Genomic DNA, 19,071 nt, shown 5'->3' with positions numbered 1-19,071 from the left:
CAGCCCAGCCGTTTTTTGACGGTTTTTCGACTTGTCGTTTGAGCCTTTACAGAATCAGTATCTGTAGAATTAGCAGTATCTATAGAATCAGCAATATCTATAGTTGCTTTGGCACAGAATTACTGTAGTTATTGGTATGCTGAGTCTCGCTCGTCGTTGAACGACTGCTTGTTGCAGCGTGCACTTGTGAGGCGCTAGCAGCATGGCTCGCGGTTACCTTGGTAGTATCCATAAGACCCGTTGATTGCGCCAATAAATCATGCGCTCTGTCGTTGGCTTGATACATTATGCGGCGATTGATACGTACTGCAAGGTTGTAAAACACCACGGCTGGAATCGCTACTGCAATACCAAGACCTGTCATAATCAGTGCTTCACCGACTGGCCCTGCAACTTGTCCTAATCCTGCCTGACCACTCATACCGATGTTGTGCAAGGCATGGAAAATACCCCATACCGTACCAAACAAACCGATGAACGGTGCAATCGCTGCCGTCGTACCAAGAATCGGTAGACCGCGCTCACTAGCAAAACGATAGCGACCGATATGTTTGAGCAAAGTCTGCTCAGTCACCAAACGGCGAGTGGCAGCATCAGTACCAGCCAAATCAGACTGTTTGGCTTGTAATTGCTGACTCAAATCGTCTGCTACATTGGTCGCCAGTTTACGGCTTTGCAATACGCGGACGATACCTGTCACCCAAGATAGAATAGATAACGCAAGCAACAAAAAGAACAACGTTTTTGTCACCATGTCGCTGATCTGCCAGTATTGCATAAAGTCCATGTCAGACTCCTTAATGTGTAATGCCATTACATGATACTGAGGTAAATATCATGTTTAGTTTTATAATGAAAGATTATTAATAAATACGTTGTTATAAAATGTGAGCTATCAAGGAACCGCGTAACTGATCGGTAGAGTCACATCACCTACCACGGGTACGCCATTCTTAGTAAAGGGTTTGAACTTGCCAGATCGAACTTGACGTCGGGCTTCTTTGTCTACTAGCGGATTACCTGATGATTGAGCAACTCGCACGTTATCGATGCCGCCTTGTTTGTTGACTCGTAATACTAAGACAACGTTGAGCGTATCACCAGAACGGGCTCTACGTGCGGCGCGCTCAGGGAAACTAAAGTTTGGCGCAGATGCCCAGTTGGCAGAGCTTGCAGTAAAGCTCACAGGCTCATTACTCTGTGCTAAAGCAGCTGCTGCTTCCGCCTCAGCTCTTGCTTGAGCAGCGGCGGCCTCTGCGGCAGCCTTCGCTTGAGCGGCAGCTTTGGCATCAGCGACTCTTTTGGCTTCTTGCTCTGCCCTAGCTTGTGCCTCTTGCTCAGCTTTTCTAGCTTGACGCTCTGATTCAGCTTGGGCAGCTGCTTTGCGCTGTGCTTCAGCTGCTGAGTTATCAACCTTTGGTTTCGGTAGCGGCTCTTTTGGGGCTACTTTTTGACTGGTATCAGGACGAGGCTTTTCTGACGCTATCACAGGCGTCACTTTCGGCTCTATATTTTTTACAACAGGCTCTTTTTGTTTTACTGGTGTCTCTGTTGGTTGTTTAACCGGTTCTTTAGGCTTAGGTTCAGGTTGCGGTGCTGGCTGAACTTGTACCTCAGGCTGTACTTCTTTTTTGGCTGTGACTGTTTGTTTTTCTACTTCAGTTGAGACCGTTTTTGCCGGTAATGACACAAACTTTATCTCAAGTGGTGACATCTCTTTTTTTGGCTCAGGTTCGAGTTCAGGCGTTTTTATTGCCACTAGTGCAATTGCGGCAAGCACATGGAGTCCTAGTACTGCAACAATAGCTAGCAATAACGACTTAAGTGGTGGCGCGTCTAAATCCGTTGAACTCATAACAGCCTAATGTTTATTACTCAGAGTAGAATGGCGTAGATAATAATGCAAACGATAATTATTATCAATAATAATTTACAATATTTTCGCTATTTAATACATCTCTGACACGTGACGTTGCTTAGTAGTTTTACTTATCAGAACGCTCATTTCTATGAACGTTCCCTACTGCTCAATTTCACTACTATGAATCTTATCTTTACATCAAATGATACGTTACGTTTAATATAACAAGTACTGTTAATAAAAACCATTATCATTTATATTGATAATGAGTCTCAACTACTTTATTATAACCGCTGTATTGTCTACCCATACTATTTTTATAAAAACTATTCGTATAAAAAATTAGTGAGTGGTACTAGGGCGTGTCCTCATTTTAAAAATGGTGATAAAAATGAGATAAATTGCCGTCAAACGAGGAAAATAGTGCAGATAATATCGAGATATTGACCAACTATTTGACGATGTTTGGCAAAATTTAGCTGTTTTTAGCCCATTTAGAGGATACTCGTTTGAATTGAGGACACGCCCTAAGTAGACTATTTATTTTATGCTTTTTATCTCAAGCATCTTTCAGACTTAATATTTTTAGCATCATTCATTTGCAATTATTTTAGACAATTGCTTAAACATCTTTTGATAGACCGAGTTCATTATGCCGACACCTTTATTATTTAGCAGATCTACCGCCTCTTCTTTCAAACGTCCATTACTGACTGCTGCCATGACAGCATTGTTAGCTACCGTAGTGGCAGGATGTAGCTCGCCTGAATCTAATGACTCTGAGCCAGCAGACGCCAAAACCGAAAACCCAACGGCTGATGAATCACAGAACGTTGCTAATAACGATGCTGTATCTGCTGAAAAAATCATGGTTAATACCGTAAAAGGTGATGTTGAGCTAGCCATGAACCCATCGCCACTTGTCGTTTATGACATGACATTGATGCAAGACTTGGCCGCGCTAGATGTGGCGGTCGATGGTATGCCTGGTGGCCTATTACTAAAGAATCTACATTCAGAAACACAGCCTGATCCAAAATCGGTAGGTACTGTGTTTGAGCCGGATCTTGAAGCGTTGAATGCAATGCAACCGCAAGCTATTTTGGTCGGTTCACGCATGGCAGAAAAATACGACGAGCTATCAAGTATCGCGCCGACATTGGACATGAGTATTGATACAGCTAACATTTACGAATCAAGCAAGCAGCGCCTGCATGATCTAGGTGCACTGTTCGGTAAAAGCGATCAAGCCGCTAAGCTACAACAGAACATCGATGGACTCATCGACGAGACCAAGAGTCTAACAAAAGAAAATAAAGGCACTGGCCTAGTCGTCATGGTCAATGGCAACAAAATGTCAGCCTATGGTGACAAGTCTCGCTATGGTTTTATCCATACTGTGTTAGGTGTACCAATGGCAGATGACAAAATTGCCGATGCGCCTCATGGTCAGCCGATATCGTTTGAATACATCCAAAAAGCCAATCCTGATTGGTTATTTGTCATCGACCGTAGTGCTGCAATTGGTGAAGACGGTATTGGTGCCAAGGCCGTATTAGACAATCCACTAGTTGCCCAGAGCAATGCATGGAGTAAGCAGCAAGTGGTCTATCTAAGTCCAGACTCTTACTTAGCATTTGGTGGCTACTATCAATGGATGCAGGATCTAACGACAATCAAAGATGCTTTTGCTAGTGCTAAATAACGTTGTTTTCTATGCAAACTATTGTTGCACAAGTAGGTATTATTACCGTTAACCCTGCTCATTTTTAAGCCAGTAGAGATTATGTCGTTATTTTCACCCCGCACTCATGCTAGGCTCAAATCCAGTACTGCTCCATCAGCATCAAGCTGGCAGAGCGGTACTGGCAATGCGTTACATCGACGTACTGTCATACCACCATGGTTCATCAATACAGCAAGCCTCATTCTTATGGGGCTTTTGGTGTTATTGAGCTTATCTATTGGTGTGGCTGACTTTTCATGGTCAGGTATCTTGCAGAGCCTGCTGACTCAGAGTGCCAACTCCGATAGCTCATTGTTATTGGTTAGCCGTATACCGCGTACCATCGCCATTATCTTGACTGGTATTGCGATGGCAGTGGCTGGGATGATTATCCAAGTAGTACTAAAAAACCGCTTTGTAGAGCCGTCCATGGTCGGTGCGACTCAAAGCGCTGCACTTGGTTTATTGGTAGTCAGTCTGCTGTTCCCTGCCAGCGCGCTCATTGTAAAAATGGGCGTGGCAACCATCGCTGCCGTTTTTGGCATGATGCTATTTATGCTGCTCATTCACCGAATACCGCCCACTGATTTTTTGATGATTCCACTGATTGGCATTGTCTTTGGCGGCATTATCGAAGCAGTCACTACCTTTATCGCCTATCAAACCGAATCGCTACAGATGCTCAGTGTTTGGCAGTTTGGTGATTTTTCGGGCGTATTGGCAGGGCGCTATGAGCTGCTATGGCTCACGGGTGGACTGTGTGTGCTGGCTTATATTATTGCCGACAAGCTGACCATCGTCGGTTTGGGTGACAATATCGCCTTAAACTTAGGTATTAGTAAGCGTCAAGTCACTTGGATTGGCGTGGGTATGGTAGCCATGATGAGCGCTGTCGTGGTTGTGACTGTAGGCATGATTCCTTTTATTGGGCTGGTCGTGCCAAACATTGTGAGCCGCCTAATGGGAGATAAGTTGCGTCGCAGCTTGCCAGCAGTGGCCCTACTTGGTGCTTCAGCTGTGTTGCTATGCGATATTATTGGGCGCTCTATTCGCTATCCATTTGAAGTACCGGTCGCCACCATTTTTGGTGTGGTTGGTACGGTGCTGTTTTTATGGCTGTTATTACGTGCGCCAGCTGAGCAGTAGCACCATGTTCACTAACTATGTATTAATTTTCAGCACTCACTTACCGTCGTTCATTTTTTGCCTTATTAGATAAGCTTGGCACCATAGGATTTTTGTATGTTCTCATCAACTAAGCTTACTTCCACCAAGACTGGTACTACCGATACTAGCACAGCGGTAGATAACTCATCTTCAGCAGATGGTCAGTATTCAGCCGCTGCACAAGGTCATTTGGCAAAGCTTTGGGCATGGATAACTGCCCATCCAAAATCCATAGCAGCTATTATTCTACTGATCTCGATGACCTTGTTTATGACGCTCAATGTCAATGGCTATTGGGACTTTGCACTACCATTACGCGGCAAAAAACTGCTGGCACTGATGGTGGTTGGCTATGCGATTGGCGTGTCGACATTACTGTTTCAGACGTTGACTCACAATCCAATTCTAACGCCCTCCCTACTCGGATTTGATTCACTCTATGTTCTGTTGCAGAGCTTACTGGTTTTCTTTTTAGGTGCGATTAGCTTTACCAGTCTCGATCCTATTGCCAAGTTCGCGCTAGAGATTGTCCTGATGTTTGGGGCATCTTTATTATTGTTTAAGCTATTATTTTCTAAAAGCAGTCAGGATCTGACGCGCTTGATACTGGTGGGCGTTATCTTTGGCGTGTTATTTCGCAGCTTATCAGCACTCATTGCACGGCTAATAAACCCTGATGATTTTGTGGTCGTACAGTCTGCTAGCTATGCGCAGTTCAATACGGTCAACCCTCAGCTGCTGGGCATCAGCTTATTTATCTGTGCCATCACCGCGATATTTGTATGGCGCTGGCGTTACCAATGCGATGTGTTGATGCTCGGACAAGCACAGGCCGTCAACCTTGGTATCAACTATCAGCGTCTAGCATTTGGTCTATTAACTGTCATCGCTGTACTGGTTGCCACGGCCACCGCCCTGGTCGGTCCAGTGACTTTCTTTGGTCTATTGGTTTGCGCATTGACCAATCGTATCGCGCGACATATGTATCACACTGAGCGGCTGATATTGGTCAGCTTGGTCGCTATGATTTGCTTAGTACTGGGTCAGACTATCTTTGAGCAAGTGCTAGATATGGCAGGCGTGTTGTCCGTCGTGATAGAGCTAGCAGGTGGATTGATGTTCTTAGCATTGATATTTATGTCTCAACGTCGTTCTTTATGATTACTTAGCCGACATTGTTTATTTAGCTGATTCTGTTGATAGAGAAAACCCTAAGACTTTTTAAATAAGACTGACTATGATTAAACTGAATAATATCTCTCACCATATTGGCAAACAAAAAATCTTGCATGACATTACGTTGTCCCTACCAACGGCGCAGGTGATTGCTTTGATTGGGCCTAATGGCGCTGGGAAGTCTACGTTGTTTTCTGTCATGGCTCGCTTGCAGCCGCTACAATCTGGGCAGGTGAGCTTCGCTGTAGATAATGAAGAGCGTGATATTGTCAGCTGTCAGGCGCGCACACTGGCCAAAACTGTCGCTATGCTCGGACAAGACAATCATGTACAAGGACGACTGCGCGTACATGAGCTACTGATGTTTGGTCGTTATCCCTATCATCAAGGACAACCGACCGCTGACGATCAGCAAAAAGTACAGGAAATCCTCGAACGCTTTGAGCTTGAGCCACTTGCCGAGCGCTTCTTGTCAACGCTATCGGGTGGACAGCGACAGCGCGTGCTGATCGCTATGATTGTCTGCCAAGATACACCCTATCTATTGCTCGATGAGCCACTAAATAACCTAGACATGTATCATGCTGGTCGGCTGATGCGTGAGCTACGTCAGCTTAGCCACAATCAGCAAAAAACCGTGGTGATTGTTCTGCATGATATCAACCAAGCGGCACAGTTTGCAGATACAGTAGTTACGATGAAAGCAGGAGAAGTGACGGCTGTTGGTTGCCCTGCTGACGTTATTACTAAAGAGACGATGAAAGATTTATATAACGTCGATGTCACTGTGCTCAATCATCAGGGTCGTCCAGTGATTGTTGATACGGTTTAAGTACAGCATTTCGCAAACAACAGAAGAAACTATCGATGCATAAAGCGCTATTAAATAATCGATGGATAAACTACAAAAACCTGTCTCTATTAATTTTAGTGATTAGCTTTTGCCTGTTCATTTATTACGCTTTAAATAAAGAGGTGTCAGATACCTTTTTTTGGTTAGGAATGACTTTATATGTTCTAAGATTAGTGGTTATTCCTATGGATTTTACTCAAGATATTGCTTCAGTAGATTACTCAAAGAACTATGATGAAAATAATGGTTGGCATAGGTGGGTCAGGCTAGGTGAAAAGTTTGCGTGCTTCATTTTCACTGTTTGCATAGCATACGACATATTTTTGTTCTTAAAGTGATAACTAGGGTATGGTTTTCATTTAGTAAATAATGATCTAAATGAAAACCATACCCTAAGAATATAAATATATCATCGGCCCTTTTGCAATGCCTTTAAACGCTGTTGTCGGCCTTTCCACCATAGATAAACACCAGTAATAGACAACACTGTCACAGCCAAACCTATCAATGCTAAAAATATTTGATACAGCAAATGGCCAATACCTTGACTGATATGCCCCATATGTAAGGTCGATAGCCATTGATCGGCTTTGCTGCCAAATGATGAACTTTGATAGCCAAAATTTACACGCTCGATGCTACCAGTCCTTGCATTGACCGTGATGGATGATGCACCGCCTTTTTTACCAATGTCCTTATCTGTCTTAAAGCGCAGCTGCCATTGACCCTCATCCTCAATCCAACGTATGCCTAAAAACTCTCGTACTATCATACCCTTGCTTTGAGCAGCGATGTTTGCCTGTTCACTTAAATAAGCAATACTATTGGCTTTGTCGACCACATCGACAGCCTCGACGTCGACAGCCTCATTGTTTACAACTTCAACTCTAGTCGCTGGTTCTGCACCAGACGCCTGCTCTGCTTTTTCTGATTGTTTTCTTGAGTTCTCCTGTCTTTCATCTCTACCCTCAAGCCCTACGACAGCGTGCATCACAGGTTGATATACCTCTCTTAGGTTAAAACCAACACTGGACCATGCGATGACAAATAAAATCCCCCAAAGCCATAACCCAAAGGCATGGTGTAGATCATAGTTGAGCTTAAAGAGATTAGTTTTGCGGCGGATTTTCCACGCTGGTAACCAGCGTTTTAAAAAGGAGACACGTTTTTTAGGCGAGGTTTGGTTCTGTGCTTTTTTCTTAACCGCCCTAGGAAATGTTAAGTAGAAGCCAATAAAGCAATTAATCGTCCATACGAGCGCGACAATCCCTAGTAGCAATTTTCCAATATCACCCAGTAATAAATCGCGATGTAACCAAAACACTTTCCACATGGTGTTGTGCCATGCCCACTCATCTCTATCACGAGTACCAATGATATCGCCAGTATAAGGATGGACATAAACTTGTTGAAACGGTGCTTTTGGTTGGTTTTGGGCGGCTTTTCCTCGTGCTCTATCTACCGAAAATACGGCTGATCTCTCTGCTGCTATCGAAGTTGGCATGCTAGAAAAGTTATATTGAGGGTACGCACTGATGACCTTATCATGAAGCTCAGCAATAGGCAGATGTGATGCGTTCTGCTTCTCAACCTGAGCCAGTTTATGGTTGAAGATATCATCTAGCTCGTCATGAAATGCCAATAATGTGCCAGTAATACCAGTGATAATTAAAAAAGCTGCCATGGCAAGCCCAGTATAACGGTGAATCCAAAGACAGCTATAGCGAAAATTAAATGACATAAATAAATCTGCTGTTATATTGTGATAGTAAGTTATTGAATTATTAAAAATATTTACGGGGGCATGGGCTTATTTTAAAAATGAAAACCTGCCCTAACAACGCAAAAGGTCTAAGCAAATAGCTCAGACCTTTTTCTAACTTAACAAACCCTGTGTCTACCTCCTAAAAATCAACGCTAACGTCGAACACATAAGTACGACCAGGTTCATTGAACGTACGTGCACCTGCGTTCGTAGCGGTACCCTCACGATAAACACCCGTATCAAATAAGTTTTTGACACCAGCTCCAACAGTAATCGCTTTTGTCAAATCATAGCGAGTGCTCACGTTGGCAATGGCATACGGTTCGCGATCAAGCAACGGGTCATCACTATCATCTCCCGTCGTCGCTGAAATCGTTGGGGCTTCAATCACACCATAGTAGCTCACATCAAAGTCGGCATTCCAGCGAGGCGTAATATCCCAATCCACACCCGTGTTCACAGTGAACTTAGGAATAAGCGATAATGGCTCGCCATTGTCTTTTCGCTCTGAGCGGATGTTACCAGTGATATTAGAAGACCATCTTACATTGTCAGTGACTGGTACTTGTACAAAGCCTTCTAAACCTTCAACAATTGCTTCACCTTGATTGTCCCATTGAAAGATAGAACGATCTGTCGCTGTATCTACCGCCACACGATCCGTACCAGCACCAATGCGGTTATCATAGGCATTGTGATAATAAGTCAAACCAGCATTTAGCCCAGTACCATCATCATAAGTAAAGGTGATCTCTTTATTCCAAGATGTCTCATTTTCTAGGTCAGGGTTCCCTAATACGTGGCAACCTCTTTCATCAGCAGGTACCCAAGATGGACAACCATTGCCACCAGTATAGTAAATATAGTTTGGATCAAGCTGATATAACGATGGGGCTTTAAACGCACGACTGACGCCGCCTTTCACTGACCAATCAGGACTAAAGTGCCAAGTAGTATTGATACTAGGCGACCAATTACTACCAGCCTCGCTATGATAGTCGAAGCGTAGACCTGGAGTCACATACCAGTCAGGTGTGATCTCGTAGTTATCTTCTAGATATACACCAATAAGATAAGCATCTGAAGTTGGATCACGCTGTTCAGGATCGGTCTCTACATCACCAAAATCAAAACCCTCTGCAAATGCCAAATCAGATACCACGGGGTTATCTAGCTTTTCGCCGCGAAACTCTGCACCAGCAGTCAAGGTATGACGATCAAAGTAAATATCCCATTCTGATTTGGCATTTAGCGTATCGTAAGTCGCCTCTGTCCACTCAAAATCTTCGCCATCGTCAGGTATGACAATCTGTCCTTCGCCACCACCCGCACTACCTTCACCCAAACGCTCATTAACTGTCCGAGTATACTCAATGAAACTGTTACTACTAGCGTCATCATACTCACCGCGATGTGTGATCGCCGCGCCGTAGCGTTGCATTTTGCTCGTTGTTTCACCTTCTAACTCATCTAACAAATTTTGGTTCACGGTTTGGAACAATGAATCACCCGCCCAGCGGTTTTCTTGACGGCTATAATTCACTTCAAAACCGACCGTATTCATCGCATCCATCGCGTATTCAAACAATTGGCGCACATCGATATTTTCGACACCTTCAGTACCTGCCGCTACCGAGGCAGCCGGACCACTGCGCCCGTCAACAATCTGTGCATCTTTGGCATTGATATAAGGATCATCGCCTTCACTATCGTGATAACCAAGAGTGGTACGCGAGGACAGTTTATCCGTCAATGCACCTGCCATATTGATATTGGTACGCCAGCTACTGCCTTCTAGATCGCTCTCTGGTGCCTCATAGTGACCACTGATAGAAAACTCTGGCTCAGTCGGACTCTTAGTAATGATATTTACCACACCGCCCATACTACCAGAGCCATAACGGGCTGCTGCTGGACCACGCAATACTTCGATGCTTTCGATAGCGCCTGGTGGTACCCACTGCGAGTCACCACGCGTGTCTTGCTCACTCCCACGACTAGGTCGTGAGGAATTGCGAGAAGTGACAGGACGACCGTCGATTAAGATAAGTGTATTGTTTGGCCCCATACCGCGCAAATCGATTTGGCGCTGGTTACCACGTTGACCTGACGTCGATGAACCCGACAAATTCACACCTGGCATCTTACGTACAATCTCTGAAATATCACTAGAAACTGATGCTTTTTCGATGGCTTCTTCACTAATAATAGACAGCCCAGCTGCTTGTTCTAGCTCGTCCCTTGCTGCCCGCACCACAATTGTATCCAATGTAGCTGTAGGCACAGCTTCTTGGTCGGTCGCCCCTTGCACAGCTACCTCATCACTCTCTGCAGCAACGGCTGTACTACTAAGAATAGAAGTCACAGCGATACTTAGTAAAAGTTTGCCAGTCACGACGCGTTGAAGTTTTTTTGGAGAAGTGATGACTGAGAAATCAGAGCAACCTGATTGGTTTGACATAAGTAATATTCCTTGAAGCGCACAATTTCGTTAATACCTGTTTATCTCATCGTCAGTGAATGGTTTTAGCCACTTTTTATGCAATGCTTCGGATGCATTCTCGGTGCAAGTACACATAAATAAAAGTCTAAAATTGACATACGATTGTCGGATAGACGTGTCCGTAAATATATGTGTTATAAAAACATGACTAAAATATCGCCAAGAGGCTTAGCTATTGAGAGTAAACGAATAAGGGTATGTACTGAGTAGGGTTAAAAGTTTGATGACGCTGTAACTGTCATTAATTATCCAATGAATTAAATATCTAGCGTAAAAAAGTCTCTATAAATAGAATAGAGCAAAGAGCCATTAACTGTTCTGTAATGAACGAAACACACTTTAGCAAGATACATATAAGAATGCAAACATTAATAATAATAATTATCATTAATGTTTGCATTCTTATATGTGGTTCAGTTAACGGTTTAATGGATGCTCAATATATTTATAGAAATGCCTGTTAGTTTCAGTTGTATAAGCGCTACACTGTCAAACCTTATCGATATTTCCAATATGATAATTCGGCCAGTTAAAAACATTATGCGTCAGCTTCAGAATTTCGACGTTTGATTACTCTATGCCCGTATTCATTCACAATCATTTCCTGATAATTTGAAAGATATAAATGAGCTTCGATGATAGCTCGCTGTTGTTTAGAGTATTGGCGTAGTACTCGCATACGATTTAACTCATATGCTATTTATACGGTAGCTTCACCTTCTACCAAACGAGCAACTTAACATCTACTCTTAGATAAATCGCACTCTCAAAAATCTCGTAAAAAAAGACAGCTCCCGTATAAGACAGCTGACTTTATAAGTACGATTAGACTGAAATTCGATAAGCTAGATTAGAACTGATAAGTCAAAGACGTTTTGATATTACGTCCCATTTCAAAATCAGTATAGTCATCATCAATAGAGTTACGTGACGCATGGCTTGCATAAGTCTCATCAAAGATGTTGTATACACCTAGTGTGGCCTTTAAACCTTCGATTTGAGTTGGCGTGTAAGTCATAAAAATATCGTGCACATCATAGCCTGGTTTTTCGTTGTCATCACCAGCGGTATTTGGTGTCACATCGGCCACATAAGTACTGCGCCAGCCAAGCTCAGTAGTATTGGTTGGAGCGTAACCTAAGTTGACCATGTACTTGTCGCCAGACTCAGATCCACTACCACTGACAGAAGAGATATTGTAACCCGTATCTTCGCCTTTGCTACGTGCACGAGCATAGCTTAGCCCCATGTTGAAGTTATCTGCTCGATAGTCGGCTGATAGCTCTACACCTTTAATTTTGAAATCTTCATCATTATTAATGACACCTTGGCAGGCTTCAGGGGCAGCACTTGTACCTAGTTGCCCAGTGGTACAATTCATGCCAGTTCTACTACCACCTGCACGTACAAACTCAATATAGTTTTCGATATTGGTTTCAAAGTATTTAGCACTTAATTTTAAAGAGTCATCAGCCGTAGTCAGACCACGCAGCGTTGTAGCAATACCGACTTCTGCATTGTCACCTTCTTCTGCTTTTAGGTCATTGTTCACATACGTATCAGCGCCATCGGTGTTAAAAATCGTTTGGCTAAGATCTGGACCATTAAATAACTGAGTATAGCTTGCAAATAGCTGGGTGCGCGGTGCAATCTCATAGCTAGCAGCCAATGCGCCAACGACATTGTCATAAGTCTTGCCAGCCGATACATACTCTGGAGACTCATAACGGTCATAACGGACGCCTGGCGTTAAGCTAAGCTTACCCATTTGCCATTGGTCTTCTAGATACACTGAAGTATTGGTTGCCTCATCAGTGCTCGCATTACCAAAGTCACGTGTCATCTCAGATTCTTTTTTGTAATGCTCAACCCCAGCGATTAACTTGTGAACCCCTGGCACACCATTGATAATACTACTATCGATGATACTGGTGTTTTGTACTTTTGCACCTGTGGTTTTGACTTCTGCATCAAACTCAAACCCAGGTACGCCATCAGAGTTACGCAAAATCTGCGTGCTGGTCTGATATACATTGGCGTCTACATTGACCAACTGGTTGGCAGGACTATATGCGTAGTCAAGCGCATAGGTATCACGTTTGACTTCCTGCGGGATGATTGGGTTCCAGCCACCAGCAGGAAAATCTGGACGTAATGGGAACTTGCCTTTGTTTTCGGTACGGCTAAAGCTAGCACCTACATGATGATCACTACCGACATAAGCACCAGCTTTTAATAGGATGTTTTCGCCTTCGCTGTCTTCAGTTTGGATTTTACGACCTTTACCGTCTTCACCAGCGTCCGCATTGCGTTTGCCATAATAAGCCAGTAAATCAACATTTTCTGTTGGCGCACCATACACAGTAGCTGAGGTTAGCAGTTCATCATTGTTACTAGCATAACCTGTATGCAGCTTAGCACCTACCTTTTGACCTGGCTTGAGTAAATCTGCCGCGTCGACTGTCTCAAAAGCAACCGCGCCGCCGATGGCATCATTTCCTAGCGTCACTGAGTTATTACCCACTGATACTTCTGCTTGTTTTAGCAGATCTGGATCAATAGTGACATCACCCATATGGTAGAACAACGCGCCTTCTTGACGTGCGCCATCAATCGTGACTTTTAGATTAGTATCATCAAGACCGCGTACACGAATACGTTGGTTGACCGATGAGGTGCCGCCCACGCTCACCCCTGGCACAACGTCCAGAAAATCGCTCAAATGGCTGGCTTGTGCAGCTGGGGTGTAGTCATCTATGTAGACAGAGTCTTCTTGTACAGCGCCACGTACTGAGCTATTTGCTGTTACAGTGATAGTCTGCAATGTCGTGTTTGGCATATCTGCTGCCGTTGCGGCACTGGCAGCTTGCGTCCACAATACAGCGGCAACACCGATAGACAATACTGTCAATTGACTAGATAACTTTACTTCGCGCATAACACATTTACTCACTTTATTTACTGTCAGAAATTAGATTTTTTAGAATTATTTTTAAGGGCTATCATCGAAAACCCTTAAAATAGTGCCTACCAGAAGATGGAATATCTTGAAAACGCTTAAGCTTATTGTGCGAATAACATGATTAATGTTAATGATAATGATTTGCGTTTAAATAATGAGAGACATAATAACGAAGTATTAACACTTTGGCAATAATTAATATAATAAATTCTCTGTTTTAGCCCTGAATATGCTGAGAGAGTGCAAAAATGCTTCGATACTGGTTATAAAATTATCATTCAATATTATTCTGGCTATGTATTAAGGCTATATATAGTCAGGCGTAGGCGCTTATCACTTCTATAGTAGTCTGATATTAACTTAGCTCATCACTTGTTTTTTTTGTACTACTGTACTAGAATACTGAAACAAGTTAAGAATCCCTTTTCTTTTTTACTAAGATTAAAGTTATGAGCACTGACCCTTATCACAGTTTAGTGACCCATTTGGCAAGTTGTACTGACAGCGCAGATATCGAAGCCTTGCTAACTGCCTTACTGACAGACAAAGAGCAACATGAGATTGCCAATCGTATTCGTATTTTTGACTTGCTGGCGCGCGGCGTTACCCAACGTGAAATATCTGAGCAGCTAGGTGTCGGTATTGCCACTGTGTCGCGCGGTGCCAAGGCAATGCACACTCATGATGTGAGTGCCTTACTGATGACTCATCAGCAAAACGACTCATAGACAAAACGCGTAAGCCATTAACTATCTTGATTTCTCTTATTCTTATCTGATACACATTTGAACCAATTTGGATATTGTTATGACCTCTCCCGACTCAAAACCTAACCAGCCTGCTGCTATTGACATTCCTAGTAAGCCACAACGCATTAAACTGACACAGGATATTGATTTCTTTTTGTTGTTTAAACGTATTGAGCGCGCTTTTGATACTTGTTATTTGCTCGAATCATTGGGCGAAGATGGACATATGGCGCGTCATCATGCGATTGGTTTTGACCCCGCAATGACCATTGCTGCCATCGATCGTACAACCCTAGCGATTACTGATAATAAAACCGCTGAAACTAATCATTATCGAACAGACAATCCTTATCAATTGCTACGTAAAATTACGCCGCAGCACGTCATTGCTCGCGACCAAAGCGGTGGTCTCGTTGGTTATTTGGGTTATGACAGTGTCAATTTCTTTGAACCCAGTCTTAATGCTAAGGCGAGCGACGATTTTGAACCGTTTAAATTTGGCGTCTATTTGGATGGTTTGACGCTCGATAAGATGACTGGGGAAATCTTTTACTTTTATTACCCCACCGCTCAGCAAGAAAACCGCATCGAGCAAATTAAAGCCCTACTCGATGAGCCAACGCCTAGTTATGAAGCGCCTAAAGTTGAATTTTTAGGTGATGGCATGAGCCAAGAAGAGCATGCCAATGTCGTTATGCAAGTTAAAGAAGACATCATCTCGGGGCGTATCTTTCAGTGTGAGGTCGGATTTAAATCCAAATATCGTATTGCGGGCGATAAGATGCCGATTTATGAAAAGCTGCGCGCGGTCAATCCGTCACCGCATATGTACTTTATGAAATTTGCCCAGCAGTGCATTATCGGTGCCTCACCTGAACTGTTATTTCGCTTACGTCAAGGCGAGATGGAAACGTATCCACTGGCAGGCACTGCCAAGCGCGGCGTTGATGTCATCGAAGACCGTCAACTTGCTCGCGCATTGCTCAACGATGCCAAAGAGATTGCCGAGCACAATATGCTAGTCGATTTGCACCGCAATGATATCGGCCGTGTGGCACAATTTGGTACGGTAAAAGTACGTAGCCTTATGGATATCAAACGCTTCTCACATGTGCAACATATCTCTTCTGAGATCGTCGGAATCTTACATCCTAATGAAGATATGTTTAGCGCCCTTGCCAGTAACTTCCCTGCTGGGACGTTGTCAGGCGCACCAAAAGTTGAAGCAATTAAAGTCATTAACGAGTTAGAACCTGACGGTCGTGGCGCTTATGGTGGTGCGCTTGGATCGTTTAATTTCAATGGCGATTGTATTTTTGCCATTCCTATTCGCAGCCTATTCATCAACGGTGAATCCGCTTATGCGCAAACTTGCGGCGGTAATGTCTATGACTCCAATCCTGCTGACGAATATCTAGAAATTCAGCGTAAGCTTTCTGCGATGAAAGTCGTCTTAGACAGCTTTATGAATCCCTAAATTGTGTATATTTTGACAAAGAGTTGATAACCCATGAATGTTTTAATTATAGATAACTACGACTCGTTTACCTTTAATCTTTACCAATATATCGGTGAGATTTTGCAGACGATGGACGGCGATAAAGCCGCCAACGTCATTGTTAAACGTAACAATGAGATAACGTTAGCAGATGTACAGGCCATGAATCTTGACCGCATCATCATTTCACCCGGTCCTGGTGCCCCTGACGACCCCGCCTACTTCGGGATTTGTGCTGAAGTCATCGAAGTGATGGGTAAGACGACGCCAATACTGGGTGTCTGCTTGGGCTTACAAGGCATCGCGCATGTATTTGGCGGTGACGTGGTACGCGCCAGTGTCCCAATGCATGGCAAGGTCTCGTCGATTCGACATGATGGCGCAGGTGTTTATGCAGACTTGCCACAAGAGATTGAAATCATGCGCTATCACTCACTGATGGTAAAAGCAGATACCCTACCAGATTGCTTGACTGTGACAGCTGTCGTCACCAATGACGCTCATGTTGACTTAAACTTGGCAGAATCAGCGCTAGCAGGTGATGAGATTATGGGACTCCAGCATAAAGACTACCCCATCCAAGGCGTACAGTTTCACCCAGAATCATTTGCGACCGAAGGGGCCAAGCGCTTGCTAACGAATTTTTTGCTACAGGTATAAACCTATATGGCCGTCTCCATGTCTAGCTCAAGCCTAAATACATCCAGCTTACTCAGACGTACTACATTGCTCTCAAGCTTAATGCTAATGACCTCTGTCAGTTCGGCTGTAGCACCTGTACAGGCAAACTTTACCATGGGCATGGACATCCAAGGTCAACGTCTTAACCTTTATGAGAGATGTGCAGAAGGAAGCGTTACTTGCAACAATATGCTACTGGTCGCTCCCGATTTAGGACGACTATTGCAGACAACACCAGAATCTAGTAAGTCGCCCTACGCTGTCAAATACTACTCTGCGGAAACCAAGCATAGCTTATGTAAAGATGGCGTGACCCCGTGTCGATTTCAGGGTTATACCTTTGAGGGCGAAGATTTTGATGGGTTTATAGATACCTCGAACCATGAGATATCTATAAGAAGTAAATGGACAGTCGATACCTATAGTGCCACCTACAAAGAAAACGAGACTTATCTGCCATTAGCCTCACAAGCTGATTTGGTTGATCAGATATATAACACGTCTGATAAAGCATTGAATGAAAGCTACAGAGTAACGCGAAATGAAGTCAGACGCCTGTACGGTGAGGATATGGCGGCTAATCTTAAAAAAGAGCAGACTCAGTGGATAAAACAGCGCTCAAAAAACTGCGGGGCTGATACGGATCATTTACCAAGAACCCAATTGGAAAAAGTGTGCTTTATTCAGCGAAATGCTCTCCGAGAGCAAACATTCTTTTTATGGATTGATTAACAGAGACTGTAGAAAGAAAAAATGACGCGAACACGAATATGATATGAGTTAATAATTCGATATTACTTAGGTTATTTAGCAAACGCTAGCCATTTTTGAGCCATTGGAATAACTATTAATTGAATTTAGCACACGACCTAGTAGCCACTTATTATCTTTTAGTGATAGACTCAAAAGAACAAACAAAAGACAGCCTTTAATAAGGTTGTCTTTTCTTATTTTAGTATTGCTTGGAGAGATTGTATCAATAGCAATCTTACAACATCTTGTGTCACTTAGATCGTAAGAAGAAAACAGTATGGCAAACATCGACAACGGAATGACGAACCATTCGCACCAATCATGGCTAGGCACCATTCAAATCATCACGGCTGCTATCTGCTGGGGTACGTTGGGTATATTCTCGACTTACCTAAACCAAATTGGATTTAGTGGCTGGCAGGTAACGATATTACGTATCGTCACGGCGGCCTTTATCATTTTAGCCATGCTACCAAAACTATGGCCACACCTTATCAAATTACAGCCAAAACAGTGGCTTGGTTTGGCGATGCAGTCGTTGATAGGTGTCCTTGGCATGTCGGTCTGCTATTTTTTTGCGGTCAGTTATGTCGGTGCCGGCCCTGCCGTTGCCTTACTCTATACCGCACCCGTATTTAGCTTATTGTTCTCAAAATTCTTACTGAGTGAGTCCATTACTCGCAAATCAGTTTTGCTAGCACTAATGGCGGTGTTTGGTGTTGGATTGACGATGTTAGGTGAGCAAGCGAAAGTTAACTGGGGGATTTTACTCGGTCTATCAGCAGGGATGTGTTATTCGTTATATGGCGTATTGGGTAAGCGTGCGATGCATTACGCTCACCCTGCCCCTTTGGTATTTTTCACTTCCATTATCATTAGTGCTGGCGTACTACTGCTCTTACCTGAGACCTATAACACTTATGAGCAGCTATTGAGTCTGCCCTTGATGACTTGGGGCTACGTTTTAGGATTATCACTGCTGGGAACCGTCGTGCCATTTGGGCTATATATGAAGGCATTGGAAAAACTGCCCGCCACTCGTGCATCGGTATTTACGATTTTTGAGCCATTGACTGCAATTGCACTTGCAGTGCTATTACTGCATCAATCTTTGTCTTGGATTCAGTATTTGGGTGTGGCGCTTATCTTGCTGGCGGCTTTATTAAATGCTGTATTAAACGGTACCGCCACTCGCGTACCTCGTTGGTTAAAACAACGACAGAGGGCATAGTGTTACTATCTACTCATTTGAGATATGTCCAATTTATTTCAATAAAAAAGCCCCAACCATGGCATCATGATTGAACTGAACCCCAAATCTTGGACGGTTTACGTTTATTTCAAGGACTGAGTTCTGTACTGTACAGGACTCAGTCC

Annotated in this window: 14 protein-coding genes; 9 read left to right on the top strand and 5 right to left on the bottom strand. The window is 43.5% G+C overall.

Annotation, left to right across the window (positions count from 1 at the left end; all coding sequences use genetic code 11):
• Positions 1 to 97 precede the first annotated feature (97 nt).
• Positions 98 to 787, bottom strand: coding sequence for a MotA/TolQ/ExbB proton channel family protein (locus tag QO187_RS12030; RefSeq protein ID WP_371548486.1), 690 nt, complete (start codon positions 785 to 787; stop codon positions 98 to 100).
• Between the two features lie 108 nt (positions 788 to 895).
• Entirely contained in the window at positions 896 to 1,855 is a 960-nt protein-coding gene (locus QO187_RS12025) for an energy transducer TonB (protein WP_371548484.1), read from the bottom strand.
• A gap of 658 nt (positions 1,856 to 2,513) precedes the next feature.
• Here QO187_RS12025 and QO187_RS12020 point away from each other — a divergent pair.
• The 4 genes from QO187_RS12020 to QO187_RS12005 all read left to right on the top strand — a co-directional run bounded on the left by QO187_RS12020 (position 2,514) and on the right by QO187_RS12005 (position 6,762).
• Complete coding sequence (locus QO187_RS12020) at positions 2,514 to 3,566, top strand: siderophore ABC transporter substrate-binding protein (RefSeq protein WP_371548483.1); 1,053 nt, start codon at positions 2,514 to 2,516, stop codon at positions 3,564 to 3,566.
• Positions 3,567 to 3,647: 81 nt separating this feature from the next.
• Complete coding sequence (locus QO187_RS12015) at positions 3,648 to 4,733, top strand: ABC transporter permease (RefSeq protein ID WP_371548481.1); 1,086 nt, start codon at positions 3,648 to 3,650, stop codon at positions 4,731 to 4,733.
• Positions 4,734 to 4,829: 96 nt separating this feature from the next.
• A complete protein-coding gene (locus QO187_RS12010; RefSeq protein WP_371548479.1) occupies positions 4,830 to 5,915 on the top strand; it encodes an iron chelate uptake ABC transporter family permease subunit in 1,086 nt (361 codons plus the stop codon).
• A 76-nt stretch (positions 5,916 to 5,991) separates the two neighbouring features.
• A complete protein-coding gene (locus QO187_RS12005; RefSeq protein WP_371548477.1) occupies positions 5,992 to 6,762 on the top strand; it encodes an ABC transporter ATP-binding protein in 771 nt (256 codons plus the stop codon).
• A gap of 430 nt (positions 6,763 to 7,192) precedes the next feature.
• Here QO187_RS12005 and QO187_RS12000 read toward each other — a convergent pair whose 3' ends face one another.
• The 3 genes from QO187_RS12000 to QO187_RS11990 all read right to left on the bottom strand — a co-directional run bounded on the left by QO187_RS12000 (position 7,193) and on the right by QO187_RS11990 (position 13,989).
• Positions 7,193 to 8,524 carry a PepSY domain-containing protein gene (locus QO187_RS12000; protein WP_102093043.1) on the bottom strand — a complete coding sequence of 444 codons (1,332 nt, stop codon included), beginning with the start codon at positions 8,522 to 8,524 and terminating at the stop codon, positions 7,193 to 7,195.
• Between the two features lie 163 nt (positions 8,525 to 8,687).
• Positions 8,688 to 11,009 (bottom strand): FepA family TonB-dependent siderophore receptor, encoded by a 2,322-nt coding sequence (locus QO187_RS11995; protein ID WP_102093042.1) that lies wholly within the window; start codon positions 11,007 to 11,009, stop codon positions 8,688 to 8,690.
• 892 nt (positions 11,010 to 11,901) lie between these two features.
• On the bottom strand, positions 11,902 to 13,989 hold the full coding sequence (locus tag QO187_RS11990) for a TonB-dependent receptor domain-containing protein (protein WP_371548474.1): 2,088 nt from the start codon (positions 13,987 to 13,989) through the stop codon (positions 11,902 to 11,904).
• 473 nt (positions 13,990 to 14,462) lie between these two features.
• Here QO187_RS11990 and QO187_RS11985 point away from each other — a divergent pair, with 473 nt between their 5' ends.
• The 5 genes from QO187_RS11985 to QO187_RS11965 all read left to right on the top strand — a co-directional run bounded on the left by QO187_RS11985 (position 14,463) and on the right by QO187_RS11965 (position 18,925).
• Positions 14,463 to 14,741: a Trp family transcriptional regulator gene (locus tag QO187_RS11985; RefSeq protein WP_025651304.1), complete on the top strand. Its 279-nt coding sequence runs from the start codon at positions 14,463 to 14,465 to the stop codon at positions 14,739 to 14,741.
• 79 nt (positions 14,742 to 14,820) lie between these two features.
• On the top strand, positions 14,821 to 16,239 hold the full coding sequence (locus QO187_RS11980) for an anthranilate synthase component I family protein (RefSeq protein ID WP_371548472.1): 1,419 nt from the start codon (positions 14,821 to 14,823) through the stop codon (positions 16,237 to 16,239).
• 33 nt (positions 16,240 to 16,272) lie between these two features.
• Positions 16,273 to 16,920 carry an aminodeoxychorismate/anthranilate synthase component II gene (locus QO187_RS11975; RefSeq protein ID WP_025651302.1) on the top strand — a complete coding sequence of 216 codons (648 nt, stop codon included), beginning with the start codon at positions 16,273 to 16,275 and terminating at the stop codon, positions 16,918 to 16,920.
• Positions 16,921 to 16,938: 18 nt separating this feature from the next.
• Positions 16,939 to 17,673: a lysozyme inhibitor LprI family protein gene (locus tag QO187_RS11970; RefSeq protein WP_185156593.1), complete on the top strand. Its 735-nt coding sequence runs from the start codon at positions 16,939 to 16,941 to the stop codon at positions 17,671 to 17,673.
• Positions 17,674 to 17,971: 298 nt separating this feature from the next.
• On the top strand, positions 17,972 to 18,925 hold the full coding sequence (locus tag QO187_RS11965; RefSeq protein ID WP_102093036.1) for a DMT family transporter: 954 nt from the start codon (positions 17,972 to 17,974) through the stop codon (positions 18,923 to 18,925).
• Positions 18,926 to 19,071 lie beyond the last annotated feature (146 nt).

The sequence above is a fragment of the Psychrobacter sp. Arc9 genome, from assembly GCF_041431295.1.
Lineage (GTDB): Bacteria > Pseudomonadota > Gammaproteobacteria > Pseudomonadales > Moraxellaceae > Psychrobacter.
Note: the sequence above shows the minus strand (reverse complement) of the source record. Positions and strands in the feature narration are given on the sequence as shown.

Coding starts and splice junctions, on each gene's coding strand:
- QO187_RS12015 (WP_371548481.1), top strand. CDS start 3,648: ATGTCGTTATTTTCACCCCGCACTCATGCTAGGCTCAAATCCAGTACT.
- QO187_RS12030 (WP_371548486.1), bottom strand. CDS start 787: ATGGACTTTATGCAATACTGGCAGATCAGCGACATGGTGACAAAAACG.
- QO187_RS12000 (WP_102093043.1), bottom strand. CDS start 8,524: ATGTCATTTAATTTTCGCTATAGCTGTCTTTGGATTCACCGTTATACT.
- QO187_RS12025 (WP_371548484.1), bottom strand. CDS start 1,855: ATGAGTTCAACGGATTTAGACGCGCCACCACTTAAGTCGTTATTGCTA.
- QO187_RS11970 (WP_185156593.1), top strand. CDS start 16,939: ATGTCTAGCTCAAGCCTAAATACATCCAGCTTACTCAGACGTACTACA.
- QO187_RS11985 (WP_025651304.1), top strand. CDS start 14,463: ATGAGCACTGACCCTTATCACAGTTTAGTGACCCATTTGGCAAGTTGT.
- QO187_RS11980 (WP_371548472.1), top strand. CDS start 14,821: ATGACCTCTCCCGACTCAAAACCTAACCAGCCTGCTGCTATTGACATT.
- QO187_RS12010 (WP_371548479.1), top strand. CDS start 4,830: ATGTTCTCATCAACTAAGCTTACTTCCACCAAGACTGGTACTACCGAT.
- QO187_RS11990 (WP_371548474.1), bottom strand. CDS start 13,989: ATGCGCGAAGTAAAGTTATCTAGTCAATTGACAGTATTGTCTATCGGT.
- QO187_RS12020 (WP_371548483.1), top strand. CDS start 2,514: ATGCCGACACCTTTATTATTTAGCAGATCTACCGCCTCTTCTTTCAAA.
- QO187_RS11965 (WP_102093036.1), top strand. CDS start 17,972: ATGGCAAACATCGACAACGGAATGACGAACCATTCGCACCAATCATGG.
- QO187_RS12005 (WP_371548477.1), top strand. CDS start 5,992: ATGATTAAACTGAATAATATCTCTCACCATATTGGCAAACAAAAAATC.
- QO187_RS11995 (WP_102093042.1), bottom strand. CDS start 11,009: ATGTCAAACCAATCAGGTTGCTCTGATTTCTCAGTCATCACTTCTCCA.
- QO187_RS11975 (WP_025651302.1), top strand. CDS start 16,273: ATGAATGTTTTAATTATAGATAACTACGACTCGTTTACCTTTAATCTT.